Source organism: Enterococcus sp. DIV1094 (genome assembly GCF_017316305.2).
Taxonomy (GTDB): Bacteria; Bacillota; Bacilli; order Lactobacillales; family Enterococcaceae; genus Enterococcus_B; species Enterococcus_B mangumiae.
Window position 1 is genome coordinate 2962842 of record NZ_CP147250.1, and the last position, 14762, is coordinate 2977603.

Genomic DNA, 14762 nt, shown 5'->3' on the forward strand with positions numbered 1-14762 from the left:
AATGAATAAGAGAAGACATATGGGGGCGACCGCCCCATATGTCCATTTTTTAGCGTTTAATTTCATTGCGCAGACTCCACTAGAGACAAGAACTCGCTCGTGATATCAGAAGAATGCTCCATCATCCAATCCCAATCCACATCAAGCGTATTGATATCGGCTAAGTTTTCACGTTGCGTACTCGTGATGTCACTTCGGCCAGGGATCAAGTAGGCTTCGCTGATCAGCTGTTGCGCACGATCAGATAATAGATAATCCATAAAAGCTTTCGCATTGTCTACATTTCGACTTGAATTGAGGATCATTGCTGGACGTGGATTAACGATCGTTCCACCTTCAGGATAGTAGATTTCTAAAGCTTCACCTTTACTGATCGAATCATAGGCATTCCAATCCACCCCACCGACAAGGATGCCTTTTGCACCAGTAGTTACTTCTTCAAGGGCTGCTGCATTGGCACCTGGTATCGTCATTCCATTCGCAGCTAAATCCTTCCAAGTCTGCCAACCCGCTTCTTCTCCTTTATTATTGATAAAACCTGCTAAGAAATCTTTAGCAGAGCCAGATCTTTCAGGATCGGGAAAGGCTAATTCACCTTGATACTTATCAGAAGCTAGTTCATCCCAGTCTGCATCCAACTCCGGGAATAACGTCGTGTTATAAATGACACCGACCGCTGAGCCACTTGCGCCAAAGAGCATATTGTCCTCATCCGTCCAACCTTCATGAAGGTTATCTGCTCCTTCTGGCGTATAAGACATCAACGCATCATCAGCTTTCAAACCAAGACCATCACTCCATGAAGCGAGCATGATGACATCCGCTACCGGATTTGCCGATTCCGCTTCCAAGCGAGCTAAGATCTCTCCCGTTGTTCCTTGAAAGACATTGACTCTAACTCCTGTTTGCGCTTCAAAGTCTGCTGCCAACTGATCGCCAAGATTTGCTGGACTAGGTAAGTAGACATACACTTCACCCGACAGATCCGTTGCTTCCGTTTCCTCTTGCGCGCCACTCGTTGATGAAGCATTAGAATCATTTTCTGACGTATCTCCACTTGCTGAACCACATCCAGCTAACATGATCGATAAGATACCTACACCTGCGACTAACCATTTTTTCATCGTTTTCTTCCCTCATTCTTCTATAGTATTTGTAAAATATGCTCTTTCTTTACGTAAATAGCTATACTTGTTGATTGCGGTTTATGACTTGAAACGACATACCAGCGTTGTTTATCCTTTTCTAAACAGAGTTCATACCCCTGACCGATAAACTGACTTGAGATCACATCGACCTGATACTTTTCAGCCAACGGATCAGGCGTTAAGCTGACTGACTCAGGTCGAAACATTTGGTTCGTGTCAAGCCAATTAGAACGCCCGATAAATCGCGCGACGAATTCATTTTTCGGAAAATGATAGATTTCTTCTGGTGTTCCTTTTTGTTGCAACACTGCTTCATTCAACACGATCACATCATCACTCATGCTCATCGCATCCACTTGGTCATGGGTGACGAAAATCGCCGTGATACCGATTTGATTTACCAAATTTCGCAATTCGATCCGCATCTCATTACGGAGTACCGCATCCAAAGCAGACATCGGTTCATCAAATAGTAAACAATTCGGTTCAACTACGATCGCTCGGGCAAACGCCACACGCTGTTGCTGACCACCAGATAATTGATGCGGATATCTTGATTCAAACCCACTTAATTGAACCGTCTCTATCGCCTGCATGACTCGATCTTTTAACTGGTCTTTTTGTTTGCGCGCTCGTAATCCGAAAGCGACATTTTCAAATACTGTCAAGTGAGGCCATAGTGCAAAATCTTGGAACACAAAACCTAACTCTCGTTTATCTGGCGAAAGGCTGATTTTTTTTTCTGATGAAAAAACACACTGTTCATCGAACCAGATTTCTCCGGAATCCGGAGTCTCTAAACCTGCGATCATCCGCAGAAGAGTCGTTTTCCCACTACCAGAAGGCCCCAACATCGTAGTGATTTTCCCTGTTTCAAAGGTCAACTCATCCATATTTGTGACAACCGTTGGACCAAATGATTTTTTCAAATTTTTTATGGTGATCCTCACTCTTGCTCCCCCTAAATGTGCGATGTTTCAGACATTTTGTGTATGTTTATATCTTTGTAAGATCGTTGACGTCCTTAAACCACTCTTTGGTACAACTAGATTATCCATAGTCGAAAGACGAGCGAACAAGTAATCGCGTTGTTTTTCTGTTGCTGCTAATTCTTGATTTTCTCCAACGAAAGAAGCTTCTACAATATATTCAATTCCTTGACCATCTTCTGTTTTGATCGGTAAAACTTCGATTCTTAATGCATTGCTTCCGCCAAGCTCTGGTACAGAGAACTCATAACGATCAAAATAAACAGGCCCATGGATCAATGTTTGATTGATCAATTGATCGTAATCAATAACCGGCACTAAAGCAGGTTGGTTATCGATCAACAAACGTCGTGCAAGGGATGTATCAGGCAAATCCCCTGGACGTACACCAAGAGGTAAATCGACCGTTTTTGTTGAAGATGTACTTAGAACTGCTGAATCATAGCTCCAATCGATCTCAAATTCCCAGTCCTCTTCTGTAAATCCTTCATTTTCCGCTGTTTTTAAAGCTGCTTGGATACTTCTTTCCGTTACCGGCCAAGCAAGCGGAAATCTTTTTCTATAGGTTAATTGCCAATTATTTTGCCAGTTTCGCTGTCTGATTCGATGAATCCACCCTTGATCATTGAAATCTTGCTCCAATGTATCCATGAATTGCATATCGATTCGACGTTGGCGATTGACAGTTAAATCAAGTGTTTCTAAAAAAGAAGAAGATAATTGACCATCCTCATCTAAAACGAGCGTAGGCTCAAGTAAAAATTTCACTTCTGTATCCACCATTGATTCTGATGAAGCAGAAGCGACATCTTCAGAAAAAAAAGTCAGTGTGCTGATTCCTATCGTAAAAAGTAAAGCTACCATCATCCATTTCTTGTTTGTCATCTTTAACAAATACGTCATCTTACACCTCTTAGCTGTTTATTTTTCTCTGTTACAAATCTATTATAATAATCATTTGTCAATTTCCAGTAAACATCAAGTGAATATCCAGTCAAAAATATGTAAAAATTCTAATATAAAACGTTATTTAAAAGTGTATAGTAAAAAACAAGCTTTCTATTCACTCCTTCACTTATTATGGAGACATTAGTAAAGCACACATATAAAGCGTTAAAAATACACAGCGATTGACTTACTGTATATTTTTAACGCTTTTTATCAATGCCTAATTTATGTTTCCTTTACGAAAACGATGTAAAGAATCGCTATTATTCAATCAGTCATTGAGAGAAGTATCTCGAATCACTAAAGACAATTGGAAGTTTTAAGATAGTCATCGATCAGAATAAATAAAAGTTCACTACCTATCCATTCGAAAGTTCGTTTATTTTTAGTTGTTACAACCGTGCATATATGTGAAGAATCAATACGCTATTATTTCACAACCTTTGGCCCTGCAAACCGATTCAGGATCGGTCCCCAAAAGCTTTTAAAGATCTTTTTATAGTCTTCAAAATCAAACGTTCCACATGTAAAGACTCTTTTAACATTAACTGTTTGTGTTACTTGCTTGTAAATCAGCGGTTTATTAATGATATTTTTTATCATACATTTTTGAATGTCAATTTTGTATTTTATTATTCACTATCTATTTTATAGGAAGAAATTTAAAAGATACATGTTATTTTGTAGCAACAGAGTTTATCGATTATTTTACTCTCTAAAATTTGAATGGATAAGAAAAAGACGTTTCCATTGAAAGAAACGTCTTACATTAAGAATTAACCTTTACGTAGTAACCCGACACATTCCACATGATGCGTTTGTGGGAACAAATCAACTGGTTGGACTTTTTCTAACTTATAGCCATCTTCCGCAAACAACTTCACATCTCTGGCAAACGTTGCTGGATTGCATGAGATATAAACGATTCGTTCAGGCGCCATGTCGATTGCTGAATCAATGAAACGAGCATCTAACCCTTTTCTTGGAGGATCGACAACTAAAACGGTTGGTTTGATCCCTTTGTCTTGCCATTTCTTCATAACTGCTTCTGCTTTGCCCACTTCATAATGGGCATTTTCGATTTTGTTTGTCAATGCGTTGAACTGGGCATCTTCGATCGCTGCTGGAACGATTTCCATCCCATAAACGCTTGCTACTTGATCTGCTAAAGATAATCCAATCGTTCCAATTCCTGAATACGCATCGATCACGACATCGTCTTTTTTCAATTCAGCAAACTCGATTGCTTTTTGATACAGTACTTCGGTTTGTACTGTATTGACTTGGTAAAAGGATTTAGAAGAGATACGATACGTTTTACCAAGTAACTGATCTTCGATATACGATTGACCAAAAAGGACTTTCTCTTTTTCACCTAAAATGACATTTGTTTTTTCTTCATTGATATTTTGGATCACTGACACCACTTCTGGTAAAGCTTCATGGATTGCTTCAGCGATTTCTTTCGATTTGAAAAATTTCTCTTTTCGAGTGACTAGAACGACCATCATTTGATGCGTATAATGCCCGCGACGAACGATGATATGACGGATTTGACCTTCATTTTTTTCTTCATTGTAGCCGCGTACTTGGAAACGTTGCAAGATTTCTCTTACCTTGATGATCGCTTGGTCGATTTGTGGATCTTGGATAAAGAAATCTTCAATCTCCACTAAGTCATGACTATTTTTCTTGTAAAAACCAGTTACTAATTCGCCGTCAACACGACGAACAGGAATCTGAGCTTTATTACGATAGCCTGTTGGTTCTGCCATACCGATCGTCGGTTGCACTTGGACTTCAGGCGTTTTTGCGATTTTAGTCAGGACATGTTCGACTTGTTTTTGTTTAAATGCTAATTGTTGATCATACTTCAAATGGGCTAAAGGAGCGATTCCTGTACGCAATAAAACGTTACTAGTGATGTCTTGGCGGTCTGGTGAGGTCGTCAACCAGTTTTCCACTTTACCGTAGCCAAATTTATTTCCTGCTTTTACAACGAGGATCTCCACTTGTTCACCTGGCAAAGCATTTTCAATAAATAAAGGATAACCGTCGATTTTGGCAACACCCAACCCTTCGTAACTTAAATCGATGATATCAACAGTATACCGTTCATTTTTCTTAATTGTTTGTGTCATTTCATTACTCCTATTCTTCTTGAATGGTTTCTAATTTTGTTCGATCAACAAAGGAAAGAGCTGGGAGATCCATTCATTCCCAGCCCTTTTCAGTCTATTGGAAAAAGCCAGTAATCATAGTGATCCTTGTTTTTTCCTTCTAAGAGTCATCCAATCTTGCTCAGTTCTATTCTTCGTCTGCGATTTTACCATCGCCATCGATATCTTCATCCGTCAAACGTTCTACTTCTTTTACAAATTCTTTGCTGACTTCTTCTAGTTCTTCTTCTTCAGAACCAGTAATTGCCTCATCTGGAATTTGATCGGTGTTTGCATAAAATTCGATATGTTGATGAAGATTTTTAAAGTTCATCGGTGCGTTTCCACCATATTCACCATCTAAATTGATCATGACCGGACGGTTCGCATTGTCTTCTGTCTCTACATAAAGGAAACTTGTTTTCGTGTAGATGACTCTTGGATCGTCTACGTGTTTTCCGCCATTGAGCATCAATGCTGCAATGTGTAGGATCTCGAAAATATTCGCCGTCTTGACGATGATCAAAGAAAATTTCCCATCGTCTAACTTCGCATCTGGGGCAATTTGTTCAAAACCGCCGACAGAATTTGTCAAACCTAAAAAGAACATGGAGGCATTGCCTTTATATTCTCCTTCATCGTATTTCAAGTGCATCTTGATCGGTTTGACGCGTGGCAACATTTCTGCTCCTTTTGCTAAATAAGCAAGATAGCCAAAAATACTTTTTAATTCAGAAGGCACTTCGTAAGTCAGTTCTGTCAAATAGCCGCCAGCTGCAATATTGATAAAATAGCTGTTGTCAGATTGACCGATATCCATTTTGACTGTTTGGTTCTTTTTGATGACTTCAGCTGCTGCCTTGATATTATCTCGTGGGATCTTCAAGGCGCGAGCGTAGTCATTAGTTGTTCCAGCTGGAATGATCGCCATTTTTGGTCTGACTTCAAGTGGGGCGATCCCATTGACCACTTCATTGATCGTCCCATCGCCGCCCGCTGCAACCACGAGATCAAAACCTGCCTCAGCCGCTCGTCGTGCTTCATTTTTTGCCGAATCCTCTTCTGGAGTCGTTGCAAAAGCACTCGCTTCATAGCCGGACTCCTCCAATGCTTGGAGGATGTCGGCTAGATTACGTTTTAACAGTTCTTTCCCAGAAACCGGATTATAGATCACACGCGCTTTTTTCATAGCATCCCTCTATCGTTTCGCTAATTCTTGATTTAGCAATTTGTTGACCACACCTGGGTTTGCTTGTCCTTTTGTTGCTTTCATGATTTGTCCGACTAAGAAACCGACTGCACGGTCTTTTCCGTTTTTGAAATCTTCAATCGATTGTTGGTTATTATCTAAGATCTCATTGATGATCGGCAATAATTTCGCTGGATCAGATAATTGGACCCAACCGTTTGCTTCAACCACACTTTGTGCTTCTCCGCCATTCATGATCAACTCACGGAAAACTTTCTTCGCAATTTTAGAACTGATAGTGCCATCTGCAATCAAACGGATCATGCCAGCTAAGTTTTCAGGTGTTAATTTCGTTTCAGCTAGCTCTAGTTTTTCACTGTTCAAGTAAGCAGAAACTTCGCCCATCAACCAGTTTGATGCTTGTTTGGCGTCTGCTCCGTTTTCTAATGTTGCTTCAAAGAAATCAGACATTTCTTTTGATAGTGTCAATACTTTTGCATCATACTCTGGTAAACCTAATTCGCGGATGTAACGTTCACGGCGAGAAGCTGGCATTTCTGGTAAGCTTGCTTTCACTCGTTGGATCCATTCATCATCGATCACGAATCTTGGGATATCAGGTTCTGGGAAGTAACGATAGTCACTTGACCCTTCTTTGACACGCATCAAGATCGTTTTGTTCGTCGTTTCATCGAAGCGACGTGTTTCTTGTTGGATCTCTCCACCAGATAACAATACTTTCGCTTGACGTTTTTCTTCAAATGCTAACCCTTTTTTGACAAATGAAAGAGAGTTCAAGTTTTTCAATTCTGCTTTTGTTCCAAATTCTTCTTGGCCATATGGGCGTAAAGAAATATTGGCATCACAACGCATTGAACCTTCTTCCAATTTTACATCACTGACTTCAGTAAATTGGATCACTGAACGTAATGCTTCCAAGTAAGCATAGGCTTCTTCTGGTGAACGCATATCCGCTTCTGAAACGATCTCGATCAACGGTGTTCCTTGTCTGTTTAGATCGACATAAGAATAGCCGCCGATACCGTGCATATTTTTACCTGCATCTTCTTCTAGATGTACACGCTCGATACGGATTTTTTTCTTTTTGCCTTCGACTTCGATCTCGATCCAACCATCATGACCGATTGGTTGGTCAAATTGTGAGATTTGATACGCTTTTGGATTATCTGGATAGAAATAGTTTTTGCGGTCAAAATGCGTATCTTTTGAAATCTCGCAATTCAACGCTAACGCCGCACGCATCCCAAATTCTAAGGCTGCTTTATTCATTACTGGTAAAACTCCAGGGTATCCCCAGTCGATCACATTGGTGTTGCTGTTTGGTTCAGCACCGAAATGCGCAGGAGCTGGAGAGAAGATTTTTGAGTTGGTTTTTAATTCAACGTGGACCTCAAGTCCAATGACTGTTTCAAAATTCATTCGGCTTTCCCTCCTAAAATTGCTGGTTGTTGACGGTGGAACTCAGTTGCTTGCTCAAACGCATAAGCTGCTTGGTACATCGTTTTTTCATCGAAATAATTCCCGATGATCTGTAAGCCGACTGGTAGTCCTTCAGATAAGCCAGCAGGAACAGACATACCTGGAAGTCCTGCCAAGTTCACTGGGATCGTCAAGATGTCACTCATGTACATCGTGATTGGATCGTTGATATTTTCACCAAGGCCAAATGCCACAGTCGGTGACGATGGGCCAATGATCAAATCATAGTCTGCAAAGACTTTTTCAAAGTCACGCTTGATCAGCGTACGAACTTGTCCTGCTTTTTTGAAATGCGCATCATAATAGCCGGCACTCAATGAGAAAGTCCCTAACATAATACGACGTTTTACTTCTTCTCCGAAACCTTCAGAACGTGAGTTGACATAGACATCATCTAAGTTCTTCACATCTTCTGAGCGGTAACCATAACGGATTCCATCAAAACGTTGCAAGTTTGAGCTTGCTTCAGATGAAGCAATAATATAGTAAACAGCCACACCATATTTTGAATGAGGTAAGCTGACTTCTTCTACAGTAGCACCTAAAGAACGGAAAGTTTCAGCGGCTTTAAGAATCGCTTCTTTCACGCCTTCGTCGACACCTTCACCTAAATATTCTTTAGGTATAGCGATCTTCATGCCTTTGATGTCACCAGTCAAGCCTTCTGCAAAGTTAGGGACAGAGACACCTGATGAAGTACCATCTTTTTCATCGTAGCCACTGATGGCTGTCAAAGCTAATGCATTGTCTTTGACTGTACGAGTCATTGGGCCGATTTGGTCTAAAGAAGAGGCAAATGCAATCAAGCCGAAACGTGAAACGCGACCATACGTTGGTTTCATCCCTACGATTCCATTGAAAGCTGCTGGTTGACGAATACTACCACCAGTATCACTCCCTAAAGAGACTGGGATCTGTCCTGCCGCAACAGCTGCCGCTGAACCACCAGATGATCCTCCAGGAACCTTTGTTTGATCCCAAGCATTCTTCGTTTTTTTGAAATAAGAAGTTTCGGTACTTCCGCCCATTGCAAATTCGTCCATGTTCAATTTACCAACAGGGATCATATCTGCTTCGTAGACTTTTTCCATGACTGTCGCATCATAGATCGGTTCAAAATTATAAAGGATTTTTGATGCTGCTGTCGTCAAAAGATCTTTCGTTACGATATTGTCTTTGATACCGATTGGAATACCTGAAAGAACATTGTTTTCGTCGATGCCCTTTTCGTCCAAGGCTTTAGCTTGCGCTAGAGCTTTTTCTTCATTCAATGTGATAAACGCATCGATCTCAGGTTCTGTTTCTTTGATACGATCAAAGGTTGCTTTCACCAAGTCTTGTGCAGTGATTTCTTTTGAAACCAATAAGTCGTGTAGTTCTTCTAATGAACGATTGTATAATTCTGTCATTATGCGCCAGCCTCCCCGTTATCGATGATTGCTGGTACTTTAATGAAACCATCTTCTTTTTCCGGTACGTTTTTCAATAATTCATCTCTGCTCCAACCTAGTTGTGCCCGGTCTTGTCGCATGACGTTGACTGTTTCAACGACGTTTGATGTAAATGGTACGCCTTCAGTATCTACTTCCTCCAGCATTTCTACCATGTCAATGATTTTTCCTAATTGATCAGTAAAACCTGCGCGCTCTTCATCGGCAAATTTTAATTTGGCTAACTTCGCTACATGTTTTACTTGTTCTTCACTAATCGCCATAGTACCCCTTCTTTCTAAATGAAAACTTTGCTTCTTATTTTAACATAAGAAAATCGCATTCTGAAATTCTTTCTTGAAATTTATCTGAAAAACTTAATCTTCTTCACCGACAGGATGACTCTCTGCCAAGGCTTCAGCCATTTGATCTTCCGTCCAGATATCGATTCCTAACTCTTGGGCTTTCGTCAATTTACTACCTGCATCTTCGCCGGCAACAACAATATCTGTTTTTTTCGAAACACTGCCAGTGACTTTGCCACCTAAGTTCTCGATCGTTTCTTTCGCCTCTTCTCTCGTGAAGCGCGTCAATTTACCCGTTAACACGATCGTCTTATCTTTGAACGGTGATTCAACTTCTTCCAACTGTGTCGAACGAATCCCTTTGTATTCAAGATTGACACCTGCTTGTTTCAGCTCTTCCATCAATTCGTGGACTTCTTCGTTGTCAAAATATGTCACGACACTGTCCGCAATAATGTCACCGATCGTATCTAGCTGGATGATCGATTCAAAATCACTACGACTCAAAGTTTCTAAATCGCCAAAATGCTCCGCTAAGATCTTCGCTGCTTTCGCCCCAACGTGACGGATACCTAAACCAAAAATCAACCGTTCCACCGAGTTATCTTTACTGTTGTCGATCGCAGTCAAAATATTGTTAGCAGATTTTTCTTTGATCTTGTCTAGCGTTAATAGTTCTTCTTCAGTTAGTTTGTAAAGATCTGCAACGTCCGCCACCAATTTCTTGTCGTACATCTGTTCCAAGACTCTCGGCCCTAAGCCATCGATGTTCATCGCATTGCGCGAAACAAAATGGTTCAAGCCTTCTTTCATTTGCGCTGGACATTTTGGATTGATGCAACGCAAGGCAACTTCTTCATCTAAATGGACTAACTCACTGTGACAAACGGGGCAATGCTCGGGCATTGGGTAAGGCTCACTGTCAGCCGGTCGTTTATCTAAAATAACTTGTGCGACTTCTGGAATGATATCTCCTGCCTTATAGATTTGAACAGTATCATTCAAACGAATATCCTTCATTTGGATATAGTCACCATTATGCAGACTCGCGCGACTCACTGTCGTTCCAGCCACACGAACCGGTGTCATGATCGCTGTTGGTGTCACCACACCAGTCCGTCCCACTGTCCATTCGATTTCTTCAATCACTGTTTCCACTTCTTCAGGCGGAAACTTATAGGCAGTCGCCCAACGAGGTGCTTTGACTGTGAAGCCTAGTTGGTCTTGTAATGAAAAATCATTGACTTTTATCACGATGCCGTCGATCTCATAAGGTAAGTCTTTTCTTTTTTCGTGGTACTCTTCAATGAATGCCCAAACTTCGTCGATCGACTGACAAAGACGTTTTTCATGATTCGTATGGAACCCGATCTTATCTAATTCTTCTAAGGCTTCGTATTGCGTAGTAGCTTGCATCGGTCCGAAATCTGCGACGGTATATAAGAACGTATCGAGATTTCTTTTCGCTGTGATCTTGGAATCTAATTGACGCAATGAACCTGCGGCAGCATTCCGAGGATTCGCAAAGACTGGCTTGCCTTCTTCTTCATTTTTTTGATTCAATTTAACAAATGAACGTTTTGGCATAAAGCATTCGCCACGCACTTCAATACTCATAGGTTCTTTTAATTGGATCGGGACAGAACGCACCGTTTTCAAGTTTTCCGTGATATTCTCACCAACAGAACCATCCCCACGAGTGGCACCACGAACAAACTCCCCATTCTCATAACGCAACGACACTGAGAGACCGTCGATTTTCAATTCACAACAATAATCGACTGGATGACCGATTGCTTTTTGAACACGTTGGTCAAAAGCTAACAATTCTTCCTTATTAAAAACATCATTTAAACTATATAATGGAATATCGTGTGTGACTTTTTCAAATGCGGAAAGAATCTTCCCACCTACTCGTTGTGTCGGTGAATCTGCGGTGATCAAATCTGGATATTGCTCTTCGATCGCCACTAACTCAGCATAGGTCTTATCATAGACATAGTCTTCCACTGTTGGTTGGTCCAACACATAATACTCACGAGACCAACGATCTAACTGCACTCTAAGTTCTTCTACTCTTTTTGTCGCTTCATCGATCGTCATTTCGTGTTCCATCTTTTTCTCCCCCTATTGAACTAAACTTTTTCGATTGGTGCAAAAGCGGCTAATACACGTTTGACCCCTTGACTTGGAAAAGCAATATCAAGCTCAAGGTCTTTTGCGTCGCCAGTAACTCTGACCACTGTTCCAGGTCCCCATTTTTTATGTTTGACTTTATCTCCAGGCTTCCAACCACCTGTTTCACCACCGGTAGCCACCTTAGCTGAAACACCGGTCTTTGTCGGTTGCTGATACGTCGTTCCAGTTTGTTTCCCGCGAAAAGGTGAAGGCTGTGAAGCACTTGGTGTCGGACGCATCCCATGGATATCCAACAATTCTTGATCGATTTCCTCTAAAAATCGTGAAGGGCGATTGTATTGTGTACGACCATATAGCGTACGTGAAAATGCATTGGTCACAAACAATGCTTCTTCCGCTCTGGTAATTCCTACATAAGCTAAGCGGCGCTCCTCTTCCAATTCACTTTCTTCCATCAATGCTCGGGAAAGTGGGAAGACGCCTTCTTCCAATCCAATCAAAAATACCACTGGAAACTCTAGTCCTTTAGCCGCATGTAAAGTCATCAACGTGACTTGTTTTGTTTCTTCTTCTAAACTATCGATATCTGAAACAAGTGCGAGGTCATTTAAAAAGACGACCAACTTATCTTCTGGTGAGTCGGCATCTTCTAACCCTTCTTTTTCAAACTGCCTATCAAATTCTTGTGTCACCGTCAAAAACTCTTCCAAGTTTTCGATACGTGCTTGTGATTCTAATGTATTTTGGATTTTTAGATCATCTAAATAGCCACTACGTTCCAAGACTTCTTTTGTTAACTCTGTCACTGTCAGATAAGGAATCATTTCAGTCAACTGATGCATCATTTCACCAAAAGAACCTAATTGTGTCCCTGCTTTTCCACCGATATTCGCTAATTCAACATTTCGAGCTGCTTCTAACAAAGGCCACTCGTGCATCGTTGCGAAGCTACGGAGTTTTTCCACTGAACCTGGTCCAATCCCCCGTTTTGGTGAATTAACGATCCGCTCAAAGCTTAATGAATCTTGCGGGTTTGCTATCACATTTAAATACGCCAAAACATCTTTGATTTCTTTACGATCATAGAATTTGTGACCGCCAACCATTTTGTATGGGATGTTGGCTTTCAGTAACGTTTCCTCCATCACACGTGATTGCGCATTCGTCCGATAAAGAATCGCAAAATCGCCATAATTCCGATTGTTCGATCGGATCTCTTCTTGCATTCTTTCGACAATGAAACGTGTTTCATCTCGCTCATTATCTGCTCGATAGTAAGTGATTTTATTGCCATCTTGGTTTTCTGTCCAAAGGTTTTTCGGTTTACGATTGCGATTGTTTTCAATAACTTGATTCGCTGCATTCAAGATCGTTTTCGTTGAACGATAATTTTGTTCCAGCAAGATCACTGCCGCATCTGGATAGTCTTTTTCAAAATCCAAGATATTTTGCATATCCGCGCCACGCCAACCATAAATACTTTGATCGGCATCCCCCACTACGCAAAGATTTCTAAAACGGCCAGCTAATTGATTGACCAACGTGTATTGCGCATGGTTCGTATCTTGATATTCATCCACATGGATATAATGAAATTTATTTTGATAATACGTCAATGAGTCTGGATGCTCATCAAATAAACGGATCGTGTTCATGATCAAATCATCGAAATCCATGCATTGGTTGTATTGGAGTTCTTTTTGGTATGCCGCATAGCATTTCGCGGCAATTTCTTCATAATAACTGCCCTGCATCTTTGCAAAAGCTTCCGGCGACAACAAGCTGTTTTTCGCTTGCGAGATCGTGCCTAAAAGACTTCTCGGATCGTATTTTTTAGGATCGATATTCAATTCTTTCAAAATCCGTTTCATCAACGATAACTGTTCGGAAGAATCAATGATCGTAAAGTTGCGATTATACCCGATGTAATCGACATCTCTTCTTAAAATGCGGACGCACATGGAGTGAAAGGTCGAGACCCAAACATCTTCTCCACCAGTTTCTAAAATGGCATTGACCCGTTCCTTCATTTCCTTTGCTGCTTTATTGGTAAAGGTGATCGCCAAGATATTCCATGGATTCACTTCTTTTTCTTCAATCAAATAAGCAATTCGGTGCGTAAGTACGCGTGTTTTCCCACTACCTGCACCAGCCATTAATAATAACGGTCCATCCGTATGTAGGACTGCTTCTTGTTGACGAGGATTCATCCCCTTTAGTAAGTTTGCTTTGGATGACATGTACAACATCCTTTCTATTATCAATCCTTCTAATTATAGCATTATCCGGATAGGCAATAAAGTGAAGTTTCTTCATCTTGACGGAAAACCTTTGCGAACGACTACTTCTGAAACACTTTCAATAGTAAAAGTACAATCACTTAACAGTACTAACTTATTAGCACCATGAATCGTTCTCTCCATACAAAAAAACTGAAGCGTTGATGCTCGCCTCAGTTCTCTTTCTTCTGTCCATTCATTTGTTCATCTTACGATCAATGATATGATAGCTGATGACTGCGGCTACTAGGAAGATACCTACCCAAGAAACAAACCACGGTTCAGCTTGTTCATTCGTTTTAGGGAAATAATCGATCGTTTGCGTTTCGACTTTGATTGGAACTTGATTCGTATTTTGAGTATCTGTTCGCACAACCGCACTGGTGTCCTTTGTCTGTTCCCGTTGTTCAGAGGAAGACGTCTGATCGGTAGTTGATGTCCGATCATCGGAAGAACTACTTTGTTCCGTAGATGGCTTACTTTCAGTCGGTGGATTGCTATCTTCGGTTGGTGGTTTACTCTCATCAGGAGGCTTGCTTTCTTCAGTCGGCGGTCGACTTTCTAAAACACCTAATTCTCCTTTTAGTTCTATATTTGTGTCCATGATATCCCTTACCTTTCTTAAGTCATGGTGGCAAAAGCGACTATCAATTGTTACAAGAAATCTTTTTTCTAA

The 14762-nt window shown here is 40.9% G+C and carries 11 protein-coding genes; all 11 read right to left on the reverse strand.

The features are described from left to right. Positions 1-62: 62 nt before the first annotated feature. The 11 genes from DOK79_RS14110 to DOK79_RS14160 all read right to left on the reverse strand — a co-directional run bounded on the left by DOK79_RS14110 (position 63) and on the right by DOK79_RS14160 (position 14690). Positions 63-1124 carry an extracellular solute-binding protein gene (locus DOK79_RS14110; RefSeq protein WP_206856084.1) on the reverse strand — a complete coding sequence of 354 codons (1062 nt, stop codon included), beginning with the start codon at positions 1122-1124 and terminating at the stop codon, positions 63-65. Positions 1125-1144: 20 nt separating this feature from the next. After that, entirely contained in the window at positions 1145-2098 is a 954-nt protein-coding gene (locus tag DOK79_RS14115) for an ATP-binding cassette domain-containing protein (RefSeq protein WP_206856082.1), read from the reverse strand. A gap of 27 nt (positions 2099-2125) precedes the next feature. Next, on the reverse strand, positions 2126-3040 hold the full coding sequence (locus DOK79_RS14120) for a hypothetical protein (protein ID WP_206856080.1): 915 nt from the start codon (positions 3038-3040) through the stop codon (positions 2126-2128). Between the two features lie 821 nt (positions 3041-3861). Then, positions 3862-5226 carry a 23S rRNA (uracil(1939)-C(5))-methyltransferase RlmD gene (rlmD, locus tag DOK79_RS14125; protein ID WP_206856078.1) on the reverse strand — a complete coding sequence of 455 codons (1365 nt, stop codon included), beginning with the start codon at positions 5224-5226 and terminating at the stop codon, positions 3862-3864. A 166-nt stretch (positions 5227-5392) separates the two neighbouring features. After that, positions 5393-6433 (reverse strand): diacylglycerol kinase, encoded by a 1041-nt coding sequence (locus tag DOK79_RS14130; protein WP_206856076.1) that lies wholly within the window; start codon positions 6431-6433, stop codon positions 5393-5395. 9 nt (positions 6434-6442) lie between these two features. Then, the gene (gatB, locus tag DOK79_RS14135; protein ID WP_206856073.1) at positions 6443-7873 is read right to left on the reverse strand and encodes an Asp-tRNA(Asn)/Glu-tRNA(Gln) amidotransferase subunit GatB; all 1431 of its coding nucleotides are present in this window, start codon (positions 7871-7873) and stop codon (positions 6443-6445) included. Then, on the reverse strand, positions 7870-9342 hold the full coding sequence (gatA, locus tag DOK79_RS14140; protein WP_206856072.1) for an Asp-tRNA(Asn)/Glu-tRNA(Gln) amidotransferase subunit GatA: 1473 nt from the start codon (positions 9340-9342) through the stop codon (positions 7870-7872). Before gatA ends, gatB begins: the two co-directional genes overlap by 4 nt. Beyond that, entirely contained in the window at positions 9342-9647 is a 306-nt protein-coding gene (gatC, locus tag DOK79_RS14145; RefSeq protein WP_010735262.1) for an Asp-tRNA(Asn)/Glu-tRNA(Gln) amidotransferase subunit GatC, read from the reverse strand. Before gatC ends, gatA begins: the two co-directional genes overlap by 1 nt. Before the next feature lie 93 nt (positions 9648-9740). Continuing rightward, the gene (gene ligA, locus DOK79_RS14150; RefSeq protein ID WP_206856069.1) at positions 9741-11783 is read right to left on the reverse strand and encodes an NAD-dependent DNA ligase LigA; all 2043 of its coding nucleotides are present in this window, start codon (positions 11781-11783) and stop codon (positions 9741-9743) included. Between the two features lie 20 nt (positions 11784-11803). Next, positions 11804-14047 (reverse strand): DNA helicase PcrA, encoded by a 2244-nt coding sequence (gene pcrA / locus DOK79_RS14155; protein WP_206856064.1) that lies wholly within the window; start codon positions 14045-14047, stop codon positions 11804-11806. A gap of 235 nt (positions 14048-14282) precedes the next feature. Beyond that, entirely contained in the window at positions 14283-14690 is a 408-nt protein-coding gene (locus DOK79_RS14160) for a hypothetical protein (RefSeq protein ID WP_206856062.1), read from the reverse strand. Between the last annotated feature and the right edge of the window lie 72 nt (positions 14691-14762).